This is a genomic window from Pseudonocardia kongjuensis (assembly GCF_039526905.1).
GTDB classification, from domain to species: Bacteria; Actinomycetota; Actinomycetes; order Mycobacteriales; family Pseudonocardiaceae; genus Pseudonocardia; species Pseudonocardia kongjuensis.
In genome coordinates this window covers 197,165-223,022 of record NZ_BAAAJK010000053.1, presented here as the reverse complement: position 1 = coordinate 223,022, position 25,858 = coordinate 197,165, and the positions used below count along the sequence as shown (strand labels likewise).

General features: G+C 72.3%; 31 protein-coding genes. All 31 read right to left on the bottom strand.

Annotation, left to right across the window (positions count from 1 at the left end):
* Window positions 1–7: 7 nt before the first annotated feature.
* The 31 genes from ABD160_RS30860 to ABD160_RS30710 all read right to left on the bottom strand — a co-directional run bounded on the left by ABD160_RS30860 (window position 8) and on the right by ABD160_RS30710 (window position 25,655).
* On the bottom strand, window positions 8–781 hold the full coding sequence (locus ABD160_RS30860; protein ID WP_344029435.1) for a hypothetical protein: 774 nt from the start codon (window positions 779–781) through the stop codon (window positions 8–10).
* Window positions 715–1,215, bottom strand: coding sequence for a hypothetical protein (locus tag ABD160_RS30855; RefSeq protein WP_344029432.1), 501 nt, complete (start codon window positions 1,213–1,215; stop codon window positions 715–717). Before ABD160_RS30855 ends, ABD160_RS30860 begins: the two co-directional genes overlap by 67 nt.
* A 51-nt stretch (window positions 1,216–1,266) precedes the next feature.
* The gene (locus tag ABD160_RS30850; RefSeq protein WP_344029430.1) at window positions 1,267–1,506 is read right to left on the bottom strand and encodes a hypothetical protein; all 240 of its coding nucleotides are present in this window, start codon (window positions 1,504–1,506) and stop codon (window positions 1,267–1,269) included.
* Window positions 1,507–2,646, bottom strand: a complete 1,140-nt coding sequence (locus tag ABD160_RS30845; RefSeq protein WP_344029427.1) for a hypothetical protein — start codon at window positions 2,644–2,646, stop codon at window positions 1,507–1,509. It lies immediately after the preceding gene.
* A complete protein-coding gene (locus tag ABD160_RS30840) occupies window positions 2,647–4,074 on the bottom strand; it encodes a hypothetical protein (RefSeq protein ID WP_344029423.1) in 1,428 nt (475 codons plus the stop codon).
* A 61-nt stretch (window positions 4,075–4,135) separates the two neighbouring features.
* On the bottom strand, window positions 4,136–4,972 hold the full coding sequence (locus ABD160_RS30835) for a hypothetical protein (protein ID WP_344029421.1): 837 nt from the start codon (window positions 4,970–4,972) through the stop codon (window positions 4,136–4,138).
* A gap of 2 nt (window positions 4,973–4,974) precedes the next feature.
* On the bottom strand, window positions 4,975–10,665 hold the full coding sequence (locus ABD160_RS30830; RefSeq protein WP_344029419.1) for a hypothetical protein: 5,691 nt from the start codon (window positions 10,663–10,665) through the stop codon (window positions 4,975–4,977).
* Between the two features lie 33 nt (window positions 10,666–10,698).
* A complete protein-coding gene (locus ABD160_RS30825; RefSeq protein WP_344029417.1) occupies window positions 10,699–11,547 on the bottom strand; it encodes a hypothetical protein in 849 nt (282 codons plus the stop codon).
* Between the two features lie 9 nt (window positions 11,548–11,556).
* A complete protein-coding gene (locus ABD160_RS30820; RefSeq protein WP_344029413.1) occupies window positions 11,557–11,943 on the bottom strand; it encodes a hypothetical protein in 387 nt (128 codons plus the stop codon).
* Between the two features lie 126 nt (window positions 11,944–12,069).
* The gene (locus ABD160_RS30815) at window positions 12,070–12,294 is read right to left on the bottom strand and encodes a hypothetical protein (RefSeq protein WP_344029410.1); all 225 of its coding nucleotides are present in this window, start codon (window positions 12,292–12,294) and stop codon (window positions 12,070–12,072) included.
* A 67-nt stretch (window positions 12,295–12,361) separates the two neighbouring features.
* Complete coding sequence (locus ABD160_RS30810) at window positions 12,362–13,057, bottom strand: hypothetical protein (protein WP_344029407.1); 696 nt, start codon at window positions 13,055–13,057, stop codon at window positions 12,362–12,364.
* Window positions 13,058–13,126: 69 nt separating this feature from the next.
* Window positions 13,127–13,660, bottom strand: a complete 534-nt coding sequence (locus tag ABD160_RS30805) for a phage tail termination protein (RefSeq protein WP_344029404.1) — start codon at window positions 13,658–13,660, stop codon at window positions 13,127–13,129.
* The gene (locus tag ABD160_RS30800; RefSeq protein ID WP_344029401.1) at window positions 13,657–13,959 is read right to left on the bottom strand and encodes a hypothetical protein; all 303 of its coding nucleotides are present in this window, start codon (window positions 13,957–13,959) and stop codon (window positions 13,657–13,659) included. Before ABD160_RS30800 ends, ABD160_RS30805 begins: the two co-directional genes overlap by 4 nt.
* A gap of 29 nt (window positions 13,960–13,988) precedes the next feature.
* Window positions 13,989–14,351: a hypothetical protein gene (locus ABD160_RS30795; protein ID WP_344029398.1), complete on the bottom strand. Its 363-nt coding sequence runs from the start codon at window positions 14,349–14,351 to the stop codon at window positions 13,989–13,991.
* On the bottom strand, window positions 14,351–14,782 hold the full coding sequence (locus ABD160_RS30790; protein WP_344029395.1) for a hypothetical protein: 432 nt from the start codon (window positions 14,780–14,782) through the stop codon (window positions 14,351–14,353). The genes ABD160_RS30795 and ABD160_RS30790 overlap by 1 nt, the downstream gene beginning before the upstream one ends.
* A 19-nt stretch (window positions 14,783–14,801) precedes the next feature.
* Complete coding sequence (locus tag ABD160_RS30785) at window positions 14,802–15,170, bottom strand: hypothetical protein (RefSeq protein ID WP_344029392.1); 369 nt, start codon at window positions 15,168–15,170, stop codon at window positions 14,802–14,804.
* Window positions 15,170–16,222: a major capsid protein gene (locus ABD160_RS30780; RefSeq protein WP_344029389.1), complete on the bottom strand. Its 1,053-nt coding sequence runs from the start codon at window positions 16,220–16,222 to the stop codon at window positions 15,170–15,172. Before ABD160_RS30780 ends, ABD160_RS30785 begins: the two co-directional genes overlap by 1 nt.
* Before the next feature lie 13 nt (window positions 16,223–16,235).
* Window positions 16,236–16,625, bottom strand: coding sequence for a head decoration protein (locus tag ABD160_RS30775; protein WP_344029387.1), 390 nt, complete (start codon window positions 16,623–16,625; stop codon window positions 16,236–16,238).
* A gap of 14 nt (window positions 16,626–16,639) precedes the next feature.
* The gene (locus ABD160_RS30770; RefSeq protein WP_344029385.1) at window positions 16,640–17,437 is read right to left on the bottom strand and encodes a hypothetical protein; all 798 of its coding nucleotides are present in this window, start codon (window positions 17,435–17,437) and stop codon (window positions 16,640–16,642) included.
* Window positions 17,438–17,508: 71 nt separating this feature from the next.
* Window positions 17,509–18,309: a hypothetical protein gene (locus ABD160_RS30765; protein ID WP_344029382.1), complete on the bottom strand. Its 801-nt coding sequence runs from the start codon at window positions 18,307–18,309 to the stop codon at window positions 17,509–17,511.
* Complete coding sequence (locus ABD160_RS30760; protein ID WP_344029379.1) at window positions 18,306–19,811, bottom strand: phage portal protein; 1,506 nt, start codon at window positions 19,809–19,811, stop codon at window positions 18,306–18,308. Before ABD160_RS30760 ends, ABD160_RS30765 begins: the two co-directional genes overlap by 4 nt.
* An 18-nt stretch (window positions 19,812–19,829) precedes the next feature.
* Window positions 19,830–21,479 (bottom strand): terminase, encoded by a 1,650-nt coding sequence (locus ABD160_RS30755; protein ID WP_344029376.1) that lies wholly within the window; start codon window positions 21,477–21,479, stop codon window positions 19,830–19,832.
* Window positions 21,476–21,961 (bottom strand): phage terminase small subunit, encoded by a 486-nt coding sequence (locus ABD160_RS30750; protein ID WP_344029373.1) that lies wholly within the window; start codon window positions 21,959–21,961, stop codon window positions 21,476–21,478. Before ABD160_RS30750 ends, ABD160_RS30755 begins: the two co-directional genes overlap by 4 nt.
* Window positions 21,962–22,226: 265 nt before the next feature.
* A complete protein-coding gene (locus ABD160_RS30745; protein WP_344029370.1) occupies window positions 22,227–22,538 on the bottom strand; it encodes an HNH endonuclease in 312 nt (103 codons plus the stop codon).
* Window positions 22,539–22,781, bottom strand: coding sequence for a hypothetical protein (locus ABD160_RS30740; RefSeq protein ID WP_344029367.1), 243 nt, complete (start codon window positions 22,779–22,781; stop codon window positions 22,539–22,541).
* A gap of 176 nt (window positions 22,782–22,957) precedes the next feature.
* The gene (locus ABD160_RS30735; protein ID WP_344029364.1) at window positions 22,958–23,200 is read right to left on the bottom strand and encodes a hypothetical protein; all 243 of its coding nucleotides are present in this window, start codon (window positions 23,198–23,200) and stop codon (window positions 22,958–22,960) included.
* A 3-nt stretch (window positions 23,201–23,203) separates the two neighbouring features.
* The gene (locus ABD160_RS30730) at window positions 23,204–23,446 is read right to left on the bottom strand and encodes a hypothetical protein (protein WP_344029361.1); all 243 of its coding nucleotides are present in this window, start codon (window positions 23,444–23,446) and stop codon (window positions 23,204–23,206) included.
* A 7-nt stretch (window positions 23,447–23,453) separates the two neighbouring features.
* Entirely contained in the window at window positions 23,454–23,957 is a 504-nt protein-coding gene (locus tag ABD160_RS30725; RefSeq protein WP_344029358.1) for an HNH endonuclease, read from the bottom strand.
* A gap of 313 nt (window positions 23,958–24,270) precedes the next feature.
* The gene (locus tag ABD160_RS30720) at window positions 24,271–24,648 is read right to left on the bottom strand and encodes a hypothetical protein (RefSeq protein WP_344029355.1); all 378 of its coding nucleotides are present in this window, start codon (window positions 24,646–24,648) and stop codon (window positions 24,271–24,273) included.
* Between the two features lie 189 nt (window positions 24,649–24,837).
* A complete protein-coding gene (locus tag ABD160_RS30715; RefSeq protein ID WP_344029352.1) occupies window positions 24,838–25,401 on the bottom strand; it encodes a hypothetical protein in 564 nt (187 codons plus the stop codon).
* The gene (locus tag ABD160_RS30710) at window positions 25,398–25,655 is read right to left on the bottom strand and encodes a hypothetical protein (protein WP_344029349.1); all 258 of its coding nucleotides are present in this window, start codon (window positions 25,653–25,655) and stop codon (window positions 25,398–25,400) included. Before ABD160_RS30710 ends, ABD160_RS30715 begins: the two co-directional genes overlap by 4 nt.
* Between the last annotated feature and the right edge of the window lie 203 nt (window positions 25,656–25,858).

The window sequence follows — 25,858 nt, the reverse complement described above, 5'->3', positions numbered from 1 at the left end:
CTCGGGGTCAGGCGGAGAGCAGCGGTTCGAGCAGTCGTGGCCCGGGGATCAGGCGCGGGAGTAGGCCGTCGTCCCGGGGCGGCGCGGGAGGCGGCGGCACGGGCGGACCGACCGACCGCGGCGGCGCCGGTGGTGGCTGCTGTCGGGACGACGGACCGGTGGTGGGGCCCGGCCGCGCCGGCGGGGAGCCGGGTCGAGCCGTCTCAGGTGCGGTGCCGCCGGGGCGTTCCGGGGCGGTGCTCCCGCCCGAGGCAGGCGGGATGATCGTCCCGTCCGGTTGCGGTAGGACTAGGACGTCCCCGCCGGTCTGGTCGCGTAGCTGCTCGGCGATCTCGCGGGGCAGCACCGACAGGACCTGCGCCGAACTGGCGGCCGCGGCGACCTGCTCGGCGTTCGCGTCCGGACCGGGATCGGCGACCCGCGGCAGGCCCCGCTCGGCCAGGGCGGCGTTCGCGGCGTCGAGCACGGCGCGGGAGTTCTGCAGCCGCTGCGCGCGGGAGTCCGCGGCCAGCTGCGCGAACACCTGCGGGGCGACCTGCTCGGCGACCCGCTCGGCGCTGGTGTTCGCCGACACCAGCGCGACGGTGATCGCCCCCACGGAGATGAGGAGGCTGGCGGCCACCGCGACGATCAGGACACGGATCGCGATGGTCAGCCGGCGGCGGGCGTCCAGGTCGACGTCGACGACGTCCTGGCGGAGCTCGTCGAGCAGCCCTACTGCGAAGGACCCGGTGTCGGTGGCCGCGGCGGGCCCATCCGCCAGAACTGGTCGCGCTCCCACCGGAGCCGGTCGATCTCCCGGCGGGCCTGGTCGAGCAGCTCCTGGTAGGTCTCCAGCTGCGCCTTCAGCGCCGCCTCGCGGCGCTCCGCCTCGGCCAGCGCCGACCGGAGCCCCGCCGCTTCCTTCTCGGCCTCGTCGTGGCTGATCTGCAGGTTGGTCACCATCCGGTCGAGCAGCGCCACCGTCGCGTCCACCCGGGCCACGGCCGGCGCCGAACTCGTCATCGACGATTCCGCCGGGCCCGCCGAAGAGGCGATGGCGGCCGGAGTCGGGTTCGGTGTCGTCGAGCTGGCGCGGCGGCTGTAGACGACCAGGAACACCGGGGTCAGGATCCCGGCCAGGCTCGTCACCAGGGCGATCGCTTGCAGCCATGGTGGTGCGTCAGCCAGCCAGGCCGGGAGCAGCGGTGTAGCGCTGGCCTGCGTGGTCATCATCGGTGCCACCACCGCGGATCGGCTGCATGATCCACCCGCTCTCCGATCGAGTCATGGGGCCACGACCTTGCCCAGCACGGTCCATCCGGCCCGGTCGGTGGTCAGGATCAGCACGACGTCCCCGACCGCCGGGGCGCTGTAGGAGGCCAGCCGCGGGAGTTGCATCGCGGTGCCGGCGACGTCGACGGTCAGCGGGCCGGTCGCGGTGACCGTGCCTGCGCGCACGTCGGCGGTGCCGGTGTCGGAAACCCGGTCGAGGAGGGTGTCGGCGAGCTCGCGGGCGGCGTCCATCTACTGCTCCGCGGGCAGTTCGAGTGACCGGGTGGTCAGCGCCTGCGCGGCCGGGGTGAGCGGCACCCCGAAGCTGTCGAGGATGTGCAGCTGCAGCCGGCCGTCCCCGAGGTCGACCTCGACGACGTCGCCTTCCTCCAGGGCGCCGTTCGGGACCGCGGTGAGGGTGACGGTGCAGGAGATCCCGCGGGCCTTCGCCAGCAGCCCCCGTCCGGCGCGGATGGCCTGGTCGCGGGTGGTGATCGCCGGGTTGGCGTAGAAGCGGGTCTTGCGGCCGAACCGGCCACCCCAGAACGTTGGGCTGGCGGGGTCGTCGTCGACGACGAGCTCACTGACGGTCGGGGTGCCGTCGGTGCGGCCGTTGGTGACCTGCACGGCGTTGTACACCCCGGCGCGGGTGCGCTCCAGGTCGGCGGAGACCAGCACGCCGCCGGCGTCGATCCGCCACACCGGCGGGTCGTCGAGGGTGGGGATCTTCCGGATCCGGTAGACGCCGGAGGGCGCGTTGTCGACGGTCAGGCCGGCCGAGGCGGCGAGCTTGAGGATGCCCTCGCCCCACAGGTCCTTGTCGATCTCGATCGACGCCGCGGTGCTCGCATCCCCGCCGGTCGTGTCGAGCACCTCGGCGCCCGGGTCGCCGAGCTGGATCAGCCGGATGATCTCGTTCACGACCGGGCCGGGAATCGTCTTGATCGGCGACGGGAGCCGGTAGTCCACGACGCGCTGAGCACGAGCCGACGCCGTGACGGCGAGCCCGGACACCTGGTAGCGGGAGTAGCCGCCCAGCAGCGGGTCCGGGGCTCGGACGTCGAGGACACCGGCCTTCACGGTCTGGATGGGCCCGCGGAACACCGTCAGCCACTCCGTGCCGGCCCGCGGGACGACGATGCCGTACTCGATGCCGATCTCCGAGGACACCTCGGAGAGCACGTCGTTCGGGTTCGCCGGCCACAGGTTCGGGTTCGCGATCGCCGCGGTTGCGGTGCGGCGGATCGCGGACTTCAGGTCGCAGGCCACGGTGGCGTCGGCGACGTCGTCGAGGACCAGGGCGCCCTGGGTGTCGGTGTAGGCGGTGACCCGCCGGTTGATCTGGTGGCTGGTGCGGATCACCTCGGCCGCCGCCGCGGAGAGGGGCAGCATCTACGCGGCCGGGAGCGCGGGCGCGCGGACGACGGTGAACGGCAGCTCGAAGCGGTAGGTGCCGTCAGAGGCCCGGTGCGTGGTGCGGCCGCGGGTGACGTCCTTGATCGCGATCCACTCGCCGGGGCCGTGCCCGTGGTCGGCGGGCATCCGCAGCAGCAGCGGGGATCCGTCGTCGAGCATGTCCTGCAGCAGGCCGCGGTCGTCGAAGTTCCGGGTCGCGATCTTGTGGGTGCCGCGGGCCGTGGAGCGCTTCGCGCCGGACACCGCGACCGGTGTCCCGCCGAGGACCTCGAGCACCTCCTGCTGGATCGGGTAGGTGACCGTCGGCTCCTCGGTGACGGTCACCTGCAGCGGCAGGTCCCACGCCGGGTGCGAGAGCCATACCCGACGCCGGGAGGTCAGCACGATCGGTTCGGAGAGCACCTGCACGCCGGGGGCGTCCGGGGCGGTCATCACGTAGCGGACCGGGACGTCGAGCGGCGCCTCGCGGTCCATCACCCGGTGGGTGCCCGGCAGCGTCGACACCGACGCGTGCGCAGCGATGTCCCAGGCGCCGGTGAGGACGTCGCCGTCGAAGTACTCCCCCGCCTGCTCTCCGGCGGTGGCGGCGTCCTCGACCAGGACGGCGTCGACGTCGATCGTGGCGCCGGCCGCCATCCCGGTGGCCTGCAGGTACAGGTTCGCCGACCCGGCGCCCGACGGCGGGACCAGCGTGACGACATCGATGCGGCGCATCGGCGTGCCGGCCGCCCCAACGAACGAGGCCAGCGACCCGATCGCCGGGGTGGAGTTCCCCAGCGCGGCCCCGGTCTCGTCGAGCCACTCGGCGCGCACCGCCAGTCCGGACGGTGCGGCGGAGAGCCGTAGCGCGAAGCTGACCTGGGTCTGGTCGGTGACGCTGATCCCGGCCGGGACGATCGCCTGCACGGCGCCGGCCGCGGTCGCGCGGATCCGCCCGACCCGGGTGCCGGCGGCGGCCGCGGTGTCGTCGACTCCGGTGACGGTGGTGTTCGTGCCGGCCTGCCACAGCGTGGTGGCGCGCTCGAACGACGGGTCAGCGCACCGGTTTCGGCGGGTCCGCGACAGCACCGACAGCGGGTAACCGTCCCGGACCGGGGCCGGAGCCTGCCCGGCGGCCAGCCTCAGGATCCGTAGGAACTGCGCGCCCGACCACCAGGCTTCCAGCCGGATCGACGCGACGTCGGGCTCGGCGATGGCCAGCAGACCGCCCTGGGCCGGGCGCTCGATGACACCGCCCCCGCCCCACGCGGAACCGGCCCACGGCCGGAGACCGCCGCCGCGGGCCAGCCACCGCCACCCGACGAGATCCGGGCGGGTGGGGTCGTTGATGACGGCGCCGCCGGCACCGGTGACGCCCGGGGACCCGGCCCAGGCTTCCCCGGACCACGGGTTGCGTGTGCTCATCGAGTCACAACCGAGCGTGCGCCGCCAGCGCACCCCATCGGCGGGAGAGCCCGGCTGGTGATCATGCCGGTCCCTGGTAGAGCGCCTCCACGTACGACCCGTTGTAGCCGGTCGTGCCGTAGGTGGAGTCGCCGGAGGGGAAGCTGGCCGTGGGGATCAGGACATCGCCGGCGGCGAGCGTCATCGTGGTCGCGCCGAACCCGGAGGTGTCGGCGTTGTCGCCCTTCCACGACGACACCACCGGGGACTCGGCCGGGATGGTGCCGCTGACCTGTACCGCGCCGGTGAACCGGCCGGGGTTCGGCCCGGTGCATGCCACCCGCAGCGAGACCAGGTAGGCGCCCGCGATCGGGGCGACCAGGCCGCCACCGGCGAAGGTCATACCTCCCAGGAGGCGCTGCGCCGCGGTCATCACGACGACCCCGGTGGCGGACTGGATGCCGGCTGTCCGACCGGCGTGCCCGAAGATCGTTTCGGTGGCGCGCCAACCGGCGGACGTCTTCTCCACGACGCGGTTCTCCGCGCGGATCATGACCTTCATGCCGAGGTGCGCGTCGCCGGGGAGCCCGGCACGGTTCGCGACGGACAGCAGCCCGTCGCGGGCGGTCGCGGCGACTCGCCACGCAGTGCCGGCACCCCACTGCCGAGCCGCGGAGCCTTCCCGGCCGCGGATGACGGTCAGGTTCTGTGAGCCCTCGACGTGCGCGGTGGCCCAGGCGATCTCGTAGACCTTCGCCGAGTCGTCGGCGAGCACCAGCGGCAGGTACCGCTCGAGGCTCAGGTCGGAGGGCAGGGTGGTGAAGTCGGCGCTCGACAGCACGGTCGCGGCGGCCACGACGGCTCCGGAGAGCTGCCCGAACCGGTTGTCGAGGTTGAGCCTCTGGTCGTAGTTCGGCACGGTCAGGCGTCCCTTCCGGTACGGACGTGCTGGGTGACCGCGCGCAGGCGGCCGTCGACGATGCGGGCGATCCCGTCGCCGGTGAGCTCCAGCTCGCCGCCGACGAGCTCGAACTCGGTGGGGAACCGAGGGTGGGTGGTGGCCATGTCGGCGATCTGCTGCGGGCTGAGCCCGGCGGGGGCCTGGAACCGGTCGGCCTCGAGCTGCCGGGCCAGGGAGGCGAGGGGCCGGTAGCCGTACTCGGTCTCGACGGGGTCGAGCATCACCTCGGGGGCGATGACGTCCTTGAACATCAGGCCCTTGCCGAGGGCGTAGCCGCCGGCGTCGAAGGTGCCGCCGTGGAGCCGGACGAGGTCGCGGGCGCGGCCCATGACCTTGCCGTACTTGTCGGGGAACGCGGAGCGCTGCACCTTCTGTGCGGCCATGCCGGGGTCCATGGCGCGCCAGTTGAAGCCCATCAGCCCGTTGAAGAACTTGTCCGCGGCGTAGCGCACGTTCATGATCTGCGCCGGGCTGCCCCAGCCCATCGACGGCCGCTGCTGGAACACGCCCAGGCTGTCGCGGTCGCCGTAGTTGAGGTTCCGCAGCCCGGACTCGACGATGCCGGTCGCGACGCCGATCGACGCGCCCTCGAATCCGAGGCCGCGGGCGCGGGCGGAGTCGGCGATCTGCTGGATCACGAAGATTTCGCCGTCGCCGACGGGGCCCATCATCGCGTCGCCGCCCGAGGATGCCTGTGCGTCCTTCTCCTTGGCCTTGCCGAACACGAAGTCCCGAGCGGTGTCGCGGATCTTCGTGGCCATCTTCGGGATCACGTCGCGCCACACCGGCGGCGGCTCACCGACCAGGCCCTTGAGCGCCCCGAGTGCCGGGTTGGTGAGCGTGTCGAACGCCTCCCGGGCCGCGTCCATGAAGTAGGTGGAGACCTGTTCCCACCCGTTGCGGGCGCCGTTGCCGCCTCCGCGGGGCTGTGCGGGGTCCTGGGCCCAGTGCACGTGGTTCTGGTGTTCGAACTGAGTCTTCAGGCCGTAGTTGTGCGGGCCGCCGTTGAGCAGGTTGATGCCGCCGCCGGTCAGCGGGTAGTGGATCAGCTGGGTCGAGCCGGGGAAGGTGTTCCCGATCCAGTGGTTGATCTCCTTCATCTGTCCGACGGCCATCGGGAAGGAGCCGGCGACGTCGATCGCCTGGCCCTTGCCGTGATAGCCCGGCCGCGGCGAGTTCGCGTCCGTCAGGCGCGCGCGGGGGAACTGGCGGCGCACGGTGTCCCACAGCCCCTGCCAGACGGCGCCGCCGCCGGCGAACGAGGCGACGGGGACGAACCCGGCGCGGCGTTCGTTGCTGCGGTCGCCGATCCGGCCGCCGCCGTTCATGGCGGCGAGCACCGGGTAGTTCTCCCGGGTCGCCCGCGCATTCATGATCATTTCGCGGGCGCTGACCTTGATCGGAGCATCGTTCTCGATCACTCGGCCCCAGATCGAGTCCGAGGTCCCGGTACCAGGCCCGTGGATCCTGCCGGTCGAGTCGACCCGGCCACCCGTGCGGGCCTCGGGGATCAGCGGCAGCGGGTCGATCTTCCCGATCCCGACCAGCTCGGCGACCTTGTTCCACGCCGGGACGACACCCTTGTTCCAGACGACATCGATCATGAAGTTGATGGGCTTGGCCAGGTGGCCCTTCATCCGAGCCCAGATGTCCTTGATCCACTCGACGGTGTCGGTGAACTTCTCCCCCAGGAAGTCGAGCCCACCCTTCACCGCGTCGAAGGCCGGTCGGATGACGTTGTCCCAGACCCAGCGGATGGTCGCGCCGACCGCGTCCCAGAGCGGCTTGATGATCGTGTTGTAGAGCCACGACAGCGCCGGGGCGAGCACGTTCTGCCAGAACCACACCAGGGCCTGCAGCACCGGGCGGATGACCCACTCCCAGACGAAGCGGATCGCCGCCCCGATCAGCGTGAAGATCGGCAGGACGATGGTGTTGTAGAGCCACGACAGGGCCGGGGCGAGCACGAACTGCCAGAACCACACCAGAGCGGCGAGCGCAGGCCGGATCAGCGCCGTCCAGACCCAGCCGATGAAGGTGCCGATGGCCTGGAAGGCAGGGCGGATCGCGTTGTTCCACAACCACATCGCTGCCGCGGAGATGAGGTTCCAGGCGATCAGCAGCGGCGCCACGAGGACCGTGAACACGATCGCCGCGACGAGCTTGAAGATCGTCACGATGGCGTCGAAAGCGGGCTTGATCGCGTTCGTCCAGAGCCACGCCGCGGCAGCGGAGATCGCGTCCCAGGCGGGCTTGATGGCGTTCGTCCAGAGCCACAGCGCCGCCCGCCCGATCGCCTGGAAGATCGGGATCAGGAAGTTCAGCGCCGGGACGACGACGTTGGTGACGACCCAGCCGATGGCCTGCGACAGCACCCCGGCCAGCCCGACCAGGATCGGGATCAGGAACCGGATGGCCGGGACGAGCACGTTCGAGATCGCCCACGACAGGACGCCGGCGAACAGCCTCGCCAGGAAGCTGATCACCGGAACGACGACGTTCTGGAGCAGGAACACCAGCGGGGGCAGCACCGCACCGACCAGCGCCATCACCGCGCCGATCAGCGGCCCGACGACTGCGGAGACGATCTCCCCGAACGCCGCCCCCAGCAGCATGATCACCGGGACCAGGGCGCCGACGACCTGCATCAGCGGCGGCAGGATCGCCCCGGCCAGCGACGACAGGGTCCCGGCGAGCACGTTGATCACCGGGACGAGGGCGGCGGCGAGCTGACCGACGAGCTGCCCGGCCATCCCGGCGAGCATCCCGAACACCTGACCCAGCGCGTCGAAGATCGGCATGACCGCACCGGCCAGCTGACCGACCAAGGTCATCAGGACGTCGAGCAGGCCGTTGACCGCGTTGCGGAACGGCTCCGAGCTGGCGTAGAGGAACCCGAACGCGGCGATCAGGATCCCGACCGGGCCCAGCGCGACGAGGATGGCCCGCCCGATCCACATGATCGCCTGCCGGAGCAGCGCGAACAGGCCACCGGCCTGCGCGGCCATCCCACCGAGCGTGGCCATCGCCGCTCTGAGCGCAGCGAACGGGCTCACCACGGCCAGCAGCGCCCGGCCGACGAAGGTCCCGGCCAGCCCGACCTTGGTCAGCAGGATCGCGACGGTCCCGAAGATCACGGACCGGGCCATCCAGGCGATCAAGATCCCGAACAGGAACCCGAGCGGCTTGAGCGCCGCCCCGAGCCCGACGATCGCGGTCAGGACGCCGATCACCAGCCCGGGGTGCTCGGACATCCACGTCGCCACCGCCAGCAGCGTCGGGAGCAGCGCCTCCAGCGTGGCGATGAACTGGCCGGCCAGGACCTGCGCGAACTGCACGAACAGCGGGGTCAGCGCCACCAGGATCGGGGTCAGCGCCTGCAGGGTGGCACCGAGGATCTGCGCCAGCGCGACACCGAGCGCGTTCACGATCGGCGAGAGCGCGACCAGGAACGGACCCAGGAACCCCAGGGCGTCGATGAACGCGTGCACCGCGGGGAACATCCCGGACAAGGCCGCCACCAGCGGCCCCGCGAGCTGGGAGATCCACCCCGACAGGGCGTCGAGGATCGCGAGGCTGGCCGGGACGATCGGCATCAGCGCGGTGATCAGGGTGGCCGCCGCCCCGGCGAGGGTCATCAGGCTGCCGAACAGCATCGGGATGACCGTCCCGGCGGCGTCGCCGAGCATCGTGAAGAAGCTGACCCAGAACGGTGAGGCGAGCTGTGTCAGCACCAGCTGCAGGCCGGCGCCCATCCCACCGGCGAGCTGCCCAACCACAGTGTTGATCACCGGGAGGCGGGTCAGCAGGGTGTCGATCCCGGCGATCAGTGGCGGGAACAGCGCGGTCGCCGCGGTCGCGGAGAGGCCCTCCAGGATCGGCTTGAGCCCGAACAGGTAGCGGGCGAACGCAGCCGCGGCCGGGGACAACCCGGCGAAGGCCTGCGCGACCTTGTCACCGCTGGCGGCGCCGGCGTCACCGGTCTGGTTCAGGGCATCGGTCAGCGCGCGCTGGCTGTCGATCAGGGCCTCGTTCGCGGCCTCGACCTGCTGGGCGCCCTGTTCACGGGCGTCGTCGATGCGCTGCTGCGCGGCGAGCTCGGCCTCCTGCACCGAGCGGGTACCGTCGATCCGGGCGGTGCTCTCCGCCGCAGCGGCTGCGCTCGCGGCGCGGGATGCCTCGGCCTGCTGCTCGGTCGCCGCGGCGACCCGGTCGAGCGCGGACCGGTACTGGTCGGTGCCGGCGACACCGGCCTTCTGCGCGGCGGTGTTGTCGACCTGCAGCCGCTGGGTGCGCTTGGACAGCTGGTCGATCGACTCGACCTGCCGGTCGTAGGCGATCTGCGCGCGCTCGATCGCGTCGGCGTCACCGGAGGCGCGGGCCTCGTCGAGGGCCTTGCGGGCGTCCTTGAGGTCGACGGCGGCCTGGCGCTGGTCGAGTAGGGAGCTGTCGAGCTGGTCCTGCAGGTCCTCCAGCGACCTCTTCCCGGCGTCCCACGCGGCGGTGAGCTCGGACTGGGCCTGCCGCAGGTCCCGCGTGGAGCGCGCCGCGCGCCGGTCCGCGGACTCCCGCGCGGCGACCGCCGACGCGATCGATGCGCTGGCCTGCCGCCGGGCGGCGGCCACGGACTTCTCCCCGTCGGCCTCGGCGCGTTGCACGGACTTCGACGCGGCCGCGCGGGCCTGCGAGACCCGCTTGCTGGCGTCACCGACCCGCTCGTAGGCCGCCTCCACCTGGCGGGCGTGCTGTTCCTGCTGCTTGGCCGACGCCCGCGACGTCGAGGTCGCCGACTCCTGCTGCGCCGAGAGTGCACCGACGGCCTTCCCGACCCCGAGGAACCCGAGGACCGTCGCGCCGATCCCGGCGCCGGCGACGACACCGGCCGCGCCGAGCCCGCCGATCGCCCCGGCCAGGCCACCGGCGATCCCGACCAGCCCGCCGATCGCCGTCGACAGCGCCCCGACGATCGCCAGCACCTTCGCCAGCCCCGTGATCGCCGAGCCGACGTTGGCCCGCACGTTGATCCAGAACTCGCGGTCGGCCAGGCGGGTGAGCACGGACTGGAACGCCAGGATGTGCGCCATCGCCAGCGCGGTGTGCACCGCGATCTGGATCGCGATCTTGCGTCCGTCCAGCCGCGACAACGCCATGTCGAGCAGCACGAAGCTCCGCTGAGCCTGGGCGGTGTCGGCCTGGGCCTTGACCTTCGCGGTGCGCCCGTCGAGGCGGGTCGTCTCGGTGGTGATCTCCTGCAGCGCCGCGGACGCGGCGCCGGTGTCGACCCGCACGGCGATGTCCGGGGACTCGCGCGAGAGCCGATCCAGGTCCGCGCGCACCGAGTCGACTTCGCGCTTCGCGTCGGCCGCGGAGATGTCGATGCCGACCGTCTTGTCCGCGATCGCCTCCAGGCGGGCCCGCAGCGCGGCGATCTCCCGGTCCGCGGGTGAGGCGTCCGCGTCGAGCACGACCGCGGGTAGCGCCTTGAGCGCGGCGTGCAGCCCCGACAGCTGCCGGCGGTCGAGCTCGGGCCGGACGAGGACCTGCAGGTCCCCGGGCCGCACACCGGCCATCTCCCGCTTGAGCCGCTGCGCGAACCCTCGGGTGCTGGGCAGGATCGCCACGAACGCGGATCCGGCGTCGTACTCGGACACGGAGGACGCTCACCCCCATCCCGCGGTCGGTGTTCAGTTGTCGGGGATCAGCAGCCCGGAGCCGCTCTCGCGGTACCCGGCCGGCGGTTTCTCGTCGTCATCACGCCAACCGGGGGTGACCTGGTCGAAGATGTCGAATACCTCGGCAGTGCCGAGCTCGTCGAGCAGCCGGTCCTTCGCCGTGAGCGGCCCCTTCAACGGTCGCGGCGGGTTCCCCCGCTTGCTCTTGGGCGCCGGCGCCGCGTAGATGGCGTGCTCGACGCGCATCAGCGCCGAGACGGCCGCCCGCAGCAGCGACAGGCCCTGGGTCTCACCGACCAGCGGCGGCCGCCTCGACGACCCGTCCTCGTCGTCGCCCTGCTCTGCCTCGATCTGCTCACGGGCCAGTTCCTCATCGCCGAGCAGCGCCGCGTGGTAGCGCGAGCCCTCCGGCAGGCGGGTGAGGAACCGGGCCAGCTGCGGCCACGGCCGCCGGCCGCGGAACCAGTCGAGCAGGTCCGCGCCGCGGTGCTCGGCCAGGTCGGACTCGATGTCGGCGCCGTAGAGGTCGAGCTGCTCGACCAGGTGCGCCCACATGCCCGGCGGGAGGTCGGCGAGCGCGAAGTGCTCCCGGATCTGCGCCGCGACGGTGCGGGTCACCGACCAGGGCAGCTCTTCGAGTTCGTCGATGATCTCGTCGGCCAGGTCCTCGCCGACCAGGGCCTCGACGACGTCGAGCGGGTTGTGCAGCTCGTCGAGCTCGCAGACCCCGTCCGAGTCGACGGCGGCGAGGGTCCACACCGGCGGGTCGTCGCCGTCGCCGAGCCGCAGGTGCAGCGGGCCGACCGCTTCGGCCTGGAGCTGCTCGAACAGCGAGTCGGCGCCGGCGTCGGGGTCCGGCACCGGGCGGGGCTACTTGCGGCGGCGGAGCTTGCGCCGCTCGGCCCGGTTCGGTGCGGCGTGGACCTGCGCGGAGCGCTCGTCGAGCTCGAAGTGCCGCGACCACTGCCGGACCAGGGTGGCGAGCTGGTCGGGGTGCAGCCCGTCCAGCTTGCCCGCGACGGCGGTCCACTGGTCGTCGAAGATCAGCGACAGCTTGCCGCGGGTGGTCGCTGCCTCCTCGATCTCCATGACCAGCCCACCGTCGGGCTGCTCGAGCGTCCACGTCTTCCCTCCGAGCCGGACGGTGAACGGCTCGATCACCTCCGGTGCGGCGGCGGCGTCGAGGTCGAGATCGACGTAACCGGTGTCGAGCTGCTCGTCGGGGTCGGTCAGGTCCTGCTGCTTGCTGGTGGGCACGGAGTTCTCCCGAGGGGGCGTCGATCGAGGGGGCGGTCACGGCACGGGTGAGTGGGAGCCCGAAGGCCCCCGGGGGCATGGCCGCTCGACGCCCCCTCGGTGAAGAGACGGCCGCGCCCCCGGAGGTCAGGTGCTCGCGGTGCCCTCGGCCCCGGAGCCGCTCGACTTGCTCTCGCCGCGGGCGGGCGCGGAGCGCGCACCCTTCCCCGCCTGCTTGTCGTCGACGCGCTGGTAGCCGCGGGTCGACAGCGTCATCGCCTCGGCCTCGTCGACGGCGTAGTACACGCCGCCGTCGGCGCGGGTCTCGTGGTCGGGGTGGAGCATCTTGATACCGGCTGGCTGCTGGGCCATGAGGGTCCTCCTGGGAACGAGTCGGGCGCGCCGGCGGAGCCGGGTGCCGCAGGGTGGGTGAGGTCGGTCAGCCGGCGAGGGCGGGGAAGCCCATGGACTCGGCGGCGGCCTTCCAGCCGGGGCCGCCGAAGTAGTGGTGCACGCTGTAGCCGGCGTCCGGGTCGGTCTGCGAGGAGATCGTCATCGGCCACTGCCAGCCGTCCTCGCCGCCCATGTTCTGGTCGTCGGTCTCGGACACGACCCCGGCGGTGTAGAGGCGGGCCCACCAGAACCGGTCCAGCCCCAGACCGTCCTGCGCGATGAAGAACCACCGGTTCTGCACGATCGCGCCGTCGGTGGGCTGCGGGAACGACAGCTCCCCGGTGTCCGCGTCCAGGGTGACCCCGGACAGGTCGACCTGCAGGTAGGACTCGATGTTCGCGCGGTGGGTCTCCAGGCCGACGATCTGCGCGGAGAACGTGTCGGCGTCGAAGTCCGACCGGACCGGGTCCTGGAACCCGACGGCCATGATGTCGGACTTCTCCTGGTCCCGGGTGTGGGAGATGCCGTCGTCCTTGCGCATCAGGCCCATCCCGAGGAACCCGGGCAGCGGGCGCAGCGTGATCGGCGCACCGGACGCGCCGCCCTGCGTGAGCCACTCGGGGATGGCGACGGACATGGGGGCGCGCAGGACCGCGACCTTCTTGCCCTTGCGGATGTGGCGGCGGTTCAGCTTGTTGACCGCCAGGGCCTCGAGCGACTGCACGGGCGTCGGGGACGTCATGGTGGTGCCTCCTCACGGAGCAGGTGATCGGGTGGTGTGCGGGCCGGCGGAGGGGGCCGCGCCGGCGGGCTACTGCTGGTTGCGGGCCTTGACGACCCAGCGGGTCGGGACGGTGCGCAGGTCCTCGACGGGGTCCGGGATCCGGCCGGGGCCGGAGTCCTCCCGGATCCGGTCGAGCTCCACCCCGGCCCACCCTTCGTCGGAGAGCTCCCGCATCAGGCCGCGGATCTGCGCGGTCATCGCGTCGGAGTCGGAGCGGGTCAGCCCGAACGCGGTGACCTGGATGCGGGCGGTGTCCTCGTAGCCGTCGGTGTTGATCCCGCCGCCCGGGAGCCGCTCGACCGCGATCGCCGGCCACTCGACGCGCTCTTCACGCGGCAGCGGGACGTGCTCGTCGTCGACGTCGTGGAACAGCGGTTCCGGGTCGTCGGGATGGGGTGCCATCCGGCCGCCACGCAGGTCGGTGTCGGCATACACCGGCACCCCGCCGATCTTCACCGTCGCCCACAGCGCGTTCGCGATCAGCTTGTCGATGATCGGCCAGCCGTCCTCGTCGAGGAACGCCTCCCGCGTCTCGGTTTCCGGTCCGGTCGGGGCGCTCACCGGGCGCCCGCCCGGCCGAACTGGTTGGCCGCGCGGGTGCGGGAGTTCCCGAACTCGGTCTGTGGTGCGGCGGTGCCGGGACGGCCGCCCTGCACGACCCGGACGGCGCGGGAGCGGCCGTCGATCGACCGGTGCCCGCCCTCGACGCGGGTGCTGGCCGCGGTAGCTCCGGACTCCACCGGGGTCTCGCCGCGCAGCCGACCGGCGAAGCGGTGCGCGGCCGGGGTGAGGGCCCGCTCCTCGACGTGCCGGGACCGGTGGATCTGGTCCATCAGCTGCGGGTTCATCCGGAAGTCCATGCCCGGGGTCCTTCCTCGTTGGTGCTGTGTCAGCCGGTGACGCGCTGCAGGGACACGACCGTCTCCCCCGGCCCCCAGTACGAGGGCTCGCCGACGACCTGCCATGACGGCTGCAGCGCGCGGCCGTGGCGGTCGCGGCGCCGGTCCACGGCGAGGTGGACCCGGTCGTCGGGTCGAATGTCGGGGCGCCGCTCGGGGCCGCCGTAGGCCTGCAGCCGGGTCGTGGTGATGTCGCGGACGGTGCCGTCGGTCTCGGTCGGCGCCTCCGGGGCGATCTCCCAGCCGTCGTAGACGGTCTCGTCGGCCTCGGTGGCTCGGTCTCCGTGGCGGAGCCGGCGCTGGCGGACGACGACCAGGACGGTGCCGTAGCCGTGTTCTCCCGGTTCGTGCATCAGGGCCGCCGGTAGCGCGGGAGGTGGAGCCCGATGGTTCCGGCCGGGGCGCGCTTCTTCGCCGCGCGTAACTTCTTCAGGTCGGCCTCGTCGAACACGACCTTGGTGCGGACCGCGCCTGCCGCGCGGGTCCCGCTGGTCGAGAACGGGCCTCGTGCCGAGGCCTCGGTGACGTAGCCGTCCGGGTTGCGCAGCACGGCGATGACGGCCTCGCACACGATCCGGACCGCGCGAGTGCGCGGCACCTTCCCGGCCGGTAGCGGCTCGTCCTCGGCGAGGTCGACGATCCGGCCCGGCAGGTCCGGGACCTGGACGAGCAGTTCGTCCTCGGCGTCGCTGAGCAGCGTCCCCACGTAGGTGCTGCGGCTGGCCGGGATCGTGCGGTGGTAGCGATCCCGCACGTCCTGGACCTCGATGTTCAGCCAGCCCACGGCGACCACCTCCCGGGGTTCACTCGGTGCGGATGCCGTGGTGCTCGAGCGCCTCGATGATGTCGCCGCGCTCCCACTCAGCGCCGACCTCGATGTCGTGCCAGGCGGCGTAGGCGGCCCACGCCGCGCGGCTGGAGCCCTTCCCGCTGCGCGGGGGCACCGGGATGGCCGTGTCGGCCGGTTCGACCGCGGGCTGCTCGACCGACACCACTGGGGGTTCCGGGCTGGGCTCGGGTTCGGGCGGGCCGGTCGGGGCCGTGTCGGCCCACGCGGCCGGGTTCCGGATACGTGCGGCCGCCCAGTCGGGCAGCTCGTCGTGGGGTCCGAACACGTGCCGGACGCCCCGGTCGTCGCGCAGGTGCACGACGCGGCGCAGCCGGCGCGGCATCAGCGGACGCCGGTGTCGCCGCAGAACGACAGGTCGGCGTCGCCCAGGATGGGGATGCCGATGCCCGACGCGATCGTGACGACCTGCACGGGGGTCGTCTTCTGCTTGAAGGCAGCGACGACGATCCCGGGCAGCTCGGAGTCCTCGATGCCGTACTCGGGTTCCTGCGCCTCCAGCGTGGTGCCGTAGAGCGTCTTCCCCAGCCCCGACGCGCCGTCGAGGCCAGTGCCGGGGGTCGGGAGCATCAGGAACGCGCCCTCGTCGAGGATCCGCTGCACCTGCCCCTCCGGGTTGATGACCTTCGCGTCGTACACCGTCGGCGCCGGCCAGCCCTCGTCGGCGAACAGCTCCTGGATGTCGCGCAGCTGCAGCCGCATCCCCGACAGCGCGGCGTCGGCGACGGTCGGGTACTTCAGGCGCAGCAGCGCGCGGTTGCGCTTCATCGCCTGCACGACCTTCGTCGTGGTCCGGATCCGACCGGGCAGCCCCCCGTTGGTGGCGACGTACTGCTCCATCCAGTTGTCGACGTCGGCGAGCAGGTCGGCGTCCGGGTCGGACCAGGCGTCCTCGGCGTCCGGGGAGTGTGCGGGGTTGCGGTCGAAGTCGACCTCGGCCTCGACGCCGTCCTCGGCGAGGGTGACCTTGGCGTGCACGAGTGCCTGGCCGCGGGCGAGCTCCATCCGGGCGTCGATCTCGCGCACGAGGTCGACGGCGTCGCCGAGCAGCGCGTCCTCCAGGGCGGCGTCGTTCGCGCCGCGGGTCCGGAGGTTGGTGTACTCGTCGAGCAGCCGCTGCCGGGCGATGGGCGGCAGCTCGCCGGTGACCCGCTTGACGCCCTTGCGGCGTCCGAAGCCGGGCTCGGCGTCGTAGGTGCGGAAGCTGGCGGCCTGGGTGAGCCCGCCGCCGCCCTTCTTCATCCGGTACACCAGGTCGTCGACGGTGTCGTCGGGCAGGTCCTGGGAGAGCTGGAACTGGTTCTCGGGCCGGTCGGCGAGCGCGGTGCGCGCGTAGCCGGTCAGCTCGGCCGGGTCGATCAGGTCGAAGATGTCCATCTGGTCCGCCCCCTCAGGTGAAGATCAGCCGACCGGCGACGTCGGCCTGGCCGGCCGCGTCGACCTCGATCGGGAGGTTGGACGCCTTCACGAACCCGTGCAGCAGCACGGGGCCGACGACGTCGGTGGACGGGTCGGCGGGCGCCTTCACCGTGGTGAGCAGGAACCCGTAGAGCGTGCCGCGGCCGTCGGTCGCGGCACCGTCGTAGGGGCCTACCTTCCCGGTGGCGGTGATCTTCGCGAGCGGGATGCCGCTCTTGAAGAACCCCTCGGGGTAGTGCTCGGACTTCGTGAACAGCGAGACGTCCAGTGTGGCCGCCTTGCCGTTGTTGAGGCCGTGGCGCGATGCGATCCACGACTGGTCATCCGACCCGAAGTCCTCGCGCTTCTGCGTGAGGTCCATCTGTCAGCCCTTCGTCATGAGGAGGTGGATTCCTTGCGTGCGTCGCGGCGCTCCTGGTACCGCGAGCGCCCAGCCGAGACCCCGCCGCCGCCCGACCTGTCGTCGCGGCGGCCAGTTCGGCCTCCTTGCCCCATGGCGGAGCCACCGCGGGCGGTGCCGCGTCGGCGCGGCCCACGGTCGTCGTCCCGGTCGCGGTCCCGGTCCTCGCCGACGCGGCGGCGGCGAGTCTTCGGGGCGATCCGGTCGACGTAGTCCTCGACGGCGTCCATGTCGAGTTCGCCGTCGTCGTCGAGGAACGAGGTGCGGTCGAGGCCGTCGAGGATCGCCTCGAGCTGGGCGGCCGGGAGCCGGTCGCCGGCCTGGGCGCGGATCTCGGAGTCGACGAGCTTTCCGGCGTACTCGCGCACGACCTCGGTGCGCGCGGACTCGCGGGCGTCCTGCACGGCGGCTTCGATGTCGAGATCGTCATCGTCGTCGCCGGACCGGCGCCGCCCGCCGCCGTTGCGGAGCTGCTGCAGCTCGCGGAAGCTCTTCTTCGCACGGTTCTCGTGCTTGCGGCTGATCTTCTTGTGTCGAGCGGCCTCGGCCTTCGCGTCCCGGTAGAGCTGCCGGTAGTCGACGTCCTCGTCGTCCTCGTCGAGGTCATCGTCGTCCGCGTCGTCGTCGTCGCGCTGATCACGATCGTCGCGGTCGCGGTCGTCGTCGCGGTCCCGGCCCCGCCCGCGGTCGCGGCTGCGGTCCTCGCGCCGGTCGTCGCGGTCGTCGCGGTCGTCATCGCGGTCGTCATCGCCGCGGCGGCTGTCTCGTGCCATGGGTCAGCTACTCCCGTGTCGGGATCGGAGGGGTGCGGCCGCCCGTGCCGGGCGGACGAAGGGGTGGGTGGTCAGGCCGCGACGTCGTCGGGGCCGCGGAACCGGTGCCGGGCGTCGACCAAGCGGGGTCCGAGCTCGTCGTGCTCGCGGGTCGCGATCCGGACCCGCTGCAACGCCTGGCGGTCGGTGCGCCCGTCGGCGGCGTCGTACACGGCCTGCAGGTCCTCGGCGTTGAGCTGCTGGCCGGGGTCGTGGCTGCGGGTGACCGGCATCGGCAGGCAGTAGCAGCCGTCGTGCAGGTCGAGTAGGTCCCCGCGGTGGTAGAGCCGGTCCGAGGCGACGATGCACAGCCCGCACGGCCCACGCCGCGACATCTCCGGGCGCAGCACCCGCCGCCAGCCGATGATCCGCTCGGTGCGCGAGAGCACGCTGTGTGCGGCATCGCGGGCGGCCAGGGCCACGTCGGTGTCGAGCATCGTGTCCAACCGTCGGCCGCCGCTGGCGCGCGCGTCGAGCAGCGCGACCCCGGTGGAGCGCTCGTAGCGGACGGTCTCGGCGGGCCGGCCGTACACCTTGAGCGGGTCGGTGCGGCGCCGCCCGGTCGGGCGCGCCGGTGTGCGGTCCGCGGGCGCGGCCCCCATCAGCGACAGCGTGCCGCGCAGGTAGGCCTCGGTGAGCCCGGCCGAGCGGAGCTGCGCGGCCTGGGACAGCTGCGCGACCAGGCGCGCGAACTCGTCCACCGCCGCGCTGTCGTAGACGTCGAGCGCGGCCCAGCGGGGGCGTGCGGCGGCGACGGTGCTCGCGGCCAGCGCGGCCCGGGCCGCGGCGTAGCTGGCGGCCAGCTGAGCCGCCCCGGGCGCCGGCGCGGTCACTGCCCGCCGTCGGCCGGGTCGTCGTCCGGATCGCCCTGGCCGGGCTCGCGGTCCTGCTCGGCCGCGACCCCGCCGAGCAGCTGCTCCTGCAGCCGCTCGACCTCCATGCGCGCGACCTCGGCCGGGCTGAACTGCAGGATGCTCAGCATCCGGGTCCGCCACGGCACACCGGCCTGGCGGCCCTTCTCCGCCGCGTCGTAGCGCTGCGCCAGGGAGAACCGTTCGGCCGGCGCCCACAGCGGGAGCACCTTCTTCGCCAGGTCGTCGCGGTCGTGGTAGCGCAGCGCGAGCCGCGCGGTCCGGGTGTGCCCGGCGCCGGCGTAGAGGAACGTGTTCTCGACCTTGAAGGTCAGGCCCTCGCGCGTCAGGCTCGCGCCCTCGGCCGAGCCGTTCGCTGCGTCCGGGGTGTAGTACGTCATCGGGGTGCGGGTGTTGCCCATGAACTCCCGCACGTCGTCCTTCACCGCCGACAGGATCGGAGTGAGGTCGACCTGCCCGGACTCCCACATCTCCGCGGCCTCGGGGAGCTGCCAGATCGCGGCCGGGTCGGCGGAGAAGATGCCCTCGTAGTCGATGACGTTGCCGTCGTCGTCCTTCTCCGGGAGCCCTTTGACCGCGCGCTGCCGGAACGCCTGCATCACGGCGATGCTCATGCGCTGCAGGATCTGGTGGTTGACCCGGTCCATGACATCGATGTGCTGCTCGAACGCCGCCTTGTCCCGCGGGTTGCGATACCAGGTGACCGGCACGTCCGCGGTGGGCAGCGTGTCCGGGTCGTCGAAGTTCTCCCATTCCCAGCCCTTCGGGCTGAACCGCCACTTCGGCCCGAACTGGGTACTGCCCGTCTTCCTCCCGCTCCGTCGGGCCCGGTAGATGAGCCCGCCGCGCATGAGTACGAAGATCCGGTCGACGTCGTCCTGCGGGTCGTACTTGTACTTGATCGCCGCCAGTGTCCGGCCCGAGCGGGCCGGGTCCTGTGCGGTGATCACGTCGCGCGGGTCCTCGACCGTGATCAGCGGCATCGGCTCGTCGGAGTCGAGCTCGCCGTCCGGCTCGTCGACGTCGAGGTCCGGGTCCCAGAACGGGCTACGCGGGTCCTCCTCGTCGTCGGGCGCCGGCCCGACGATCGTGTAGCCGCAGCCCATCGCGCCCATGTACTCGTGCACGTCCTGGACCTGCATGGCCATCTGGTTGTACTCCCAGATCGCCCCGATGACCTCGTCGGTGACCTCCGCGGCGGCCTGCTCGGCCGAGGTGCGGAACCCGATCAGCGAGCACCGCTCCGCGACGGCCTGCACAGCGAGGTCGGCCAGGTTCGACCGGGCGAGGCGCTGGAAGTCCTGGAACGCCTCCCGGGCGTTCTCCGCGCCCACCGGGAGCGGCGGCCGGCCCTCGTAGCGCTCCCACAGCGAGTCCAGGCGCTTGCGGCGCTGGCGCTGCTCCTCGGAGAGCTTCCAGAGCCACCAGCCCGGAGAGCCGGGCCGATCGACGTCGATCGCCACCAGGACACCGCCTCCCCTTCACCGCAGCCGCTTCGGGACGTAGGTCTCGCGCTGCTTCAACGCGCCCTTCTTCAGCGCGTCGAGCCGTGCCCGCCACGACAGGCACCCGGCCATCGCGACGTCGAACTTCCTGGTGGGGTGCAGCTTCTTGAGGATGTAGAGCTGCTTGCCGTCGTCGTCCCACAGGTTGATCAGGTCCTTGCCGGCGTTGCCGATGTGCCGGTTGAACGTCGGGTCGTCGGTGTGGGTGACCTGCCGCGAGTCCATGGCCTCGGTGTAGGCCCGGATCGCCTCGGCCATCGGGCGGCGCCGGTTGGTCCACCACTCCTCGAACTGGTCGGGCCAGCGGGCCTCCCATGCTCCGACGGTCTCCGTCCAGTGCGGCGGGTCGCAGTAGGCCTTCCACAGCCGGAACCGGCGCCGGATCTCCGCCCAGGCGTCGGTGACCTCGTCCTCCGGGACCTCCCACTCGGCGTTCGGGTCGAGATCCGCGGGCCGCTCCCAGCACGCCCACTGCTGCTGCAGCCCGGTCCGGATGTCGGTGAGCACGATCGCGGTGGAGTCCCGGAACCGGGCGCCGTCGAAGCCGGCGGCGACCAGCGCGCCGGGCCGCAGCTCGGCGCCGGCGCGGGCCAGCCCGCCCTGCTCGTGCGGCTTCGCCCACCGGGCCAGGTCGAACGCCTGCGCCTCGCCGGTCTCCCACCGGTTCAGCCACACCCGCTCGAGGTACTTCTTGTCGGCCTTGGGCCGGTTCCACTGCCGGGCGATGCCCCGGAACTGGCCGGGCCCGTACTCACCCAGTGGGCCCGTGGCCTCCCGGATCGCCTCGATCCGGCCCTCGACACTGGTCAGGTCGTGCCCGGGGCCGGCGAACCGGTGCAGGTAGAACAGCTCCGGGTCCTCGATCAGGCCGGCCGCGATCTGCTCGGCCTCGATGTGGGTGTTCTCCGCGACCGAGCCCTGGCCCAGCTGGCCGGCGGTGGTGTGCTCCAGCGACCACGGGTCGTCCAGCGGCCGCTTGTCGAGGTTGGCCATCATCGTCTCGTACGAGTCGACCTGACGCGGCAGGTGCATCCGGTGGGTCTCGTCGAAGTCCTGGAACGTCGTGCGGGCGCCGTCCCGGGCCGCCGGGCTGTTCGCCAGCGCCTCGGCCTTGCCGTCGGCGCGGCCGCGCTCGTCGAGCCGGATGATCCGGTCCAGGCCGGCGTCGAACAGGTCGGCGTCGGGGCCCTCGGTGACCACCGTGTAGAGCGCGCCGTAGGCGAGCTCCTCCACCTGCTCCTCGGTGTAGGCCATCATCGGGATGTAGGGGTTGCGCACCGGCCGCCCGACCGGCCGGCCCCACTGGTCGAACCCGTCGCACCTCACGGGGCTCTCGGGGTGCAGCTCGAGGTAGGCGACCCACGCGCCGAGCTCGGTCTTCGCGGTGCCCTTGCGCAGCGACACCGCGACCCGGCGGAACCGGCGGCGCCCGGCGAACTCGTGGCCGCGGGGATAGACCTCGTAGGCCCGGTAGATGATCGACCGCTTCTCGTCGTCGATCACCGCGGGCTGGCCCTTGAGCGACCCGGGCCCGAACACCGCGCGCTCCTCGAGGAAGTCGCACAGCGCCGGCCCCAGGGTGGGCCACGGTCGGTCGTCCAGCGGCGGGACGACGAGCGTCGTCACATCGCAGGAGCCGGTGCGGGCACCGCGTGCAGCGTGCGGCGCGGGTCAGCCGCACCGGTCGGCTGCTTGACCCCGCCGCTCGCGCGGCGGGCCCGGCCGCGGGCAGTCGCCGCGTCGGCCTCCTCGATGGTCCACTCGAGCCGACGCCGGTCGTAGGGCGTGAGGCCGAAGTCCTTGCGCTGCAGCCGGATCTCAGTGGCCGCCTTGTTCCGCTCGGCCGCAGTGCCGGCCGTCCAGAAGTCCTGGTGCAGCACCACGAGCACGCCGAGCGCGCGCTTGTCGACGTCGATGAACTCCGACGCCATCGGCGAGCGCCACACGTCCGACCACCACGCCTTGACCTCGGGGTGCCAGGTCTCCCCGCGGGGCAGCTTCGGCATGGCCGGCACCCGCGCCTTGCGGGCAGGCCGGGCCAGCGTCGTCGCGGTGGACGCGGTGTTGCGCCGGGCGCGGACCGACGGGTCCTTCTTCTGAGCAGGCATCGGTGAACTCCCGTGTCGGGAAGGGCGTCGGCCCGTGCCGGGCCAGCCTCGGATCGAGGACGAGGTGCGGCGGTGCTGTGACCGGCCAGGCCGCTCTCTAGACGGTCCGGCCGGCGGCCGGGCGCCGCCGCTCGCCCGGCCAATCGGGTAGCTCAGAGTGAGCATCTACAGCGGACGGCCCGAAGTCCTGGGAACCGTACGCGTCGGAATCTGCCGTGCCTCCCGGAATCCGGCGATGCCGGGGGGAGGGGTGGCCCCCCACCCGTCACAGTCGGTGACGATCTTCGGCGAGCTGGGCCAGGTTGCACGCGGTGCACTGGCCCTTGAGGTTCGCGCGGTCGTCGGTGCCGCCGCGGGCGCGGGCGACGATGTGGCCGGCCTCGGTCGAGGGTGCGAGTTCGCAGTCACGGCAGGTCGGTTCTTCGTCGAGGACCTGGTCTCGGACTCGGTACCAGGCTCGGGTGGACTGGCTGATCGACCCGGCCCATGCCTCGGGCTCGTGGTCGTCGCAGTAGGTGCGGCCCCTGACCCGCTCGTCGCAGCCGCGATGTCCGCAGGCCTTCGGTGCGCGCGGCATCTACTCGTGCTGCTCGCGTCCGTCGAGGCTGTGGTGCGTGACCAGCCAGCCGTCGGGTCCGTGGTCGTTGGGCACCAGCTCGGTGCTGGGCGTGCAGGCGCAGGACTGGTCGGGCTCGTGGTCGTGGATCCGCACGATGAGCCACTGCCCGGGCGGGGCGTGCTGCTCCCAGTCGGTGAGGTCCAGGTCGGCGACCGTGTGCTGGACCAGGTCGTGCATCGGGACGACGTGCACGGTGCCCACCGGGTTCTACTATCTGCTACTAACTCTTGGCTCTGACCTGCGGTTACTTCGGCTTAGGACCAGGTTTCCGGCCGCCGTTGCCCTTGAGCCGCTTGTCCTTCGACGTGCCGCGGCTCGGGGTGTTCTTCGACTTCTGCTTGCCGCGGCCGTCCGGCATGGAGTGTCTCCCTCTCGGGTTAGAGCTGGTCGTCGGTCTGGTTGAGGAGGGCGCGCATCTCCTCGACCAGGCCGCGGACCTGCCAGCGAGGCATGGCCTCGTCGGAGCCCGCGTAGATGATGACGCCGCCGCCGTCGTGGCTACGGGTCGCGGCGATGGTCATCCAGGCGACGATGACCTCACCGTCGGCGTCGAGCTCGCCGGCCATGTGGTCGCGCACGGCCTGGTCGAGGGCGTCGCGGGTGCGCTTGTCGTCGCTCATCGACTACTTCTTCTTCCGTCCGGGCAGCCGGCCGAACACCTCGCGGTACCAGGCCGAAGTGATCGAGTCGATGACGGCCGGGGACTTGTCCTTGATGTGCTTGCCGAGCTGGCGGCGCAGGGTCGTCCACGGCTTCGGGCTGCCCGCCCAGCGCTTCAGGCCGGGGCCCTTGGTCCACCACCACTTCAGGTAGCCGCGGGTCCCAGGCTTCGGGTTGGCGACGGCGTCGGCGCGGGCGGTGGCCATCGGCTCGTCACCTCCCGGAGTCGTCGCAGGGTGTCCACTGCTCGCCGGGCCAGCACCAGCCGAGCCACTGCACGAACACCGGGACGGCGGCCGGGTCCGGAGCGAACGAGCTGACGACCCAGCCGTGCGAGGTCGTGTCCGCCCAGTTGCTGCGGTCCTCGGCGTAGGCGTGGCAGCCACCCGGTGTCGTGGCGTGGCCGCACAGCAGGATCAGGTTCGCTGCGGTGTGCGCGCCGAGCCGGCCGCCCTGGCCGCGGGCCTGGCGGTGCTGGATCGAGCGCGCGATCCCGGCGGTGTGCCGGCCGCAGCGCACGCACCGCTCAAGGTCGCGGTCCAGGACCAGGCGGCGCAGCCCGGTCGGGATGTCGCGGGCCGGGACAGCCTTCCCGCGGCCGGACGCCGGGCGGGTCGCGCGCGGCACGGTCCGCCGGAACTCCGACCTCGCGATCGGTGTCGCCCTCGGCGGCATCGGCGTGGTGCGGCGGATCTCGGTGCGGCGGGGAAGCGACATCGGCCACCCCCGAACCGGCGTGAGCCGTGGTGCGTGAGGGTGGCCGAATCGGCCGGATGGTCACCCGTGTGCGGACATACGGGTGCGGCCAGAAGTGTTGCAGCACTCTGACCTGCGGGTCAAGACCGGGGTGAGGCACCAGAGCGCCCGGCGCCAGGTGCTGTCACCAGTTCGCGTTACCGGCCGCGGCGTCGGCCTGGCACTCCGCCATCGTCATCCCGGCCTGCTCCCGGCATGCCTGCAGCGCAGCCTCACCGGGGGTTCATCCAGTACTCGTACTGCACCTGCCCCGACGAGCACGGCCGCGCGGCGGCTAGTTGTCCGGATGCCCCGGGTCGAGGTAGCGGGCCCGGTCGCGGAGCTTCTCGGCCATCGTGCTGTGCGACGGGCACCGGTCGTCGATCATGTCCGCGGCACGGCGATAGCTTGCCGCTGTGCCGGCATCACCCGAACCGGCGGCCGGAGGGATCGAGCTGGTCACGATGGTCACGTACTTGTCGGGATAGGTCGAGATGGCGCTGCACATCGTGCCAACGTCGACGTAGTTGGCCTGCGCCGTGGTGTTGTCGTCTCCGCCGGAGAGGGTCGTGACGGTGGACACGACGATGGCGACCGCGACGAGCACGAGACCGCTCAGAGCGGCCGCGATCACCGCGATCGTGATCCCCTTGGACAGCGATACCTGCTCCACCGTGAGCCTCCTCCGTCGGGACCAGCTCGATCTGGCCCGTTCGACGCATAGGATCGCCACGGTTTGCGAGAGCGTTTCCCAGAGTCACCAGAACTGATGAGGCTGAACGCCCTGGACCCGAGGCGGAGTCCAGGAGGATATGAGAGCGCCGACCCTGGGTCGCGATCCCTGGGTCGGCGCTCCTCCAGGTCAGCTCACCGCACGCGCGGGACGCCCGGGCTTGCGGGTCCAGCGCTTGTCGAACGCCTCGATCGCCGGGCGCGTCCAGATCGGGCCGGACCCGAGGCGGGCGTACGGGGCCGGGAAGTCGGCCCGTTCGGAGTGCAGCTGGTGTACGCGCTGCCGAGAGACCCCGAGGAGCTCGGCGACGTCGGTCGCGGCGAGCAGCTCCGGGGTGTCGGGGCGCGTCGCCTCGGCCTCGTAGACCGCGGCGGTGCAGATCCGCAGATCGACGAGCGCGACCTGCATCGCGATGCCGTAGCCACAGGTCTCCTGGGCGATGGCGAGCGCCCGGGCGGGCACCTGACCGATCTCGTCGGCCGGGACCTCGGCAGTGAACACCATGCCAGCGTCGTCGCGGGCGTCGTCGACGATCGGACCGCGGGCAGCCACGGTCATGTCGTGTGCGTCGGCGGCGTCGGCCATGGCCTCGAGCTGTCGCTCGTTCGGGGGGAACATCGTGGCGAGCGTGACCCGGACGACCCAGTGGTCACGGCCGCCGAGGATGTCGTCGCCGAGCTGCATCGTGCTCACTTCCGGCCGTCCTTCCTGCGCTGGGCGCGCTGCTCCTTCTTGCTGGGCGGCGGCCAGGGCAGGCCGCGCGCTCGGGTGGCGGTGACGACGTCGAGGAGGCGTCGGCGGGGGTTGCTCGGGGTCGCCGGGTAGCGGACGACGTAGGAGCCGTCCGGGGCGTAGAAGCGCCGGTAGCCGTTGGCGTCGACCTCGATGCTCCAGCCTTGCGAGCGGGCCCAGTCGATGAGCTTGTCGATGTCGTCGGCCATGGTCACCCTTTCCCTTGCGATGTGTCAAGTGTATCGGCGCTACGATACATCGTCAAGGTTTTTGACCAGCATTGATCGGCTCAACCGCCCGGTCAGCCCGGCCACCATCCACGTACCGCAGCACCGTCCGAGCGTCGATCCGGCCATCCGGCCCCCGCCTCACATGCCCCCGCCGCACCCACGACCGCACCGTCGCCGGCCGCACCTCG

Bases quoted from the DNA above. Each gene is read 5' to 3' on its own strand.
- ABD160_RS30795 (WP_344029398.1), bottom strand. From the start codon at position 14,351: ATGCACGAACCGGGAGAACACGGCTACGGCACCGTCCTGGTCGTCGTC.
- ABD160_RS30735 (WP_344029364.1), bottom strand. From the start codon at position 23,200: ATGAGCGACGACAAGCGCACCCGCGACGCCCTCGACCAGGCCGTGCGC.
- ABD160_RS30750 (WP_344029373.1), bottom strand. From the start codon at position 21,961: ATGCCTGCTCAGAAGAAGGACCCGTCGGTCCGCGCCCGGCGCAACACC.
- ABD160_RS30785 (WP_344029392.1), bottom strand. From the start codon at position 15,170: ATGCCGCGCCGGCTGCGCCGCGTCGTGCACCTGCGCGACGACCGGGGC.
- ABD160_RS30725 (WP_344029358.1), bottom strand. From the start codon at position 23,957: ATGTCGCTTCCCCGCCGCACCGAGATCCGCCGCACCACGCCGATGCCG.
- ABD160_RS30855 (WP_344029432.1), bottom strand. From the start codon at position 1,215: ATGATGACCACGCAGGCCAGCGCTACACCGCTGCTCCCGGCCTGGCTG.
- ABD160_RS30840 (WP_344029423.1), bottom strand. From the start codon at position 4,074: ATGAGCACACGCAACCCGTGGTCCGGGGAAGCCTGGGCCGGGTCCCCG.
- ABD160_RS30810 (WP_344029407.1), bottom strand. From the start codon at position 13,057: ATGACGTCCCCGACGCCCGTGCAGTCGCTCGAGGCCCTGGCGGTCAAC.
- ABD160_RS30850 (WP_344029430.1), bottom strand. From the start codon at position 1,506: ATGGACGCCGCCCGCGAGCTCGCCGACACCCTCCTCGACCGGGTTTCC.
- ABD160_RS30730 (WP_344029361.1), bottom strand. From the start codon at position 23,446: ATGGCCACCGCCCGCGCCGACGCCGTCGCCAACCCGAAGCCTGGGACC.
- ABD160_RS30845 (WP_344029427.1), bottom strand. From the start codon at position 2,646: ATGCTGCCCCTCTCCGCGGCGGCGGCCGAGGTGATCCGCACCAGCCAC.
- ABD160_RS30745 (WP_344029370.1), bottom strand. From the start codon at position 22,538: ATGCCGCGCGCACCGAAGGCCTGCGGACATCGCGGCTGCGACGAGCGG.
- ABD160_RS30770 (WP_344029385.1), bottom strand. From the start codon at position 17,437: ATGGCACGAGACAGCCGCCGCGGCGATGACGACCGCGATGACGACCGC.
- ABD160_RS30815 (WP_344029410.1), bottom strand. From the start codon at position 12,294: ATGGCCCAGCAGCCAGCCGGTATCAAGATGCTCCACCCCGACCACGAG.
- ABD160_RS30800 (WP_344029401.1), bottom strand. From the start codon at position 13,959: ATGGACTTCCGGATGAACCCGCAGCTGATGGACCAGATCCACCGGTCC.
- ABD160_RS30780 (WP_344029389.1), bottom strand. From the start codon at position 16,222: ATGGACATCTTCGACCTGATCGACCCGGCCGAGCTGACCGGCTACGCG.
- ABD160_RS30775 (WP_344029387.1), bottom strand. From the start codon at position 16,625: ATGGACCTCACGCAGAAGCGCGAGGACTTCGGGTCGGATGACCAGTCG.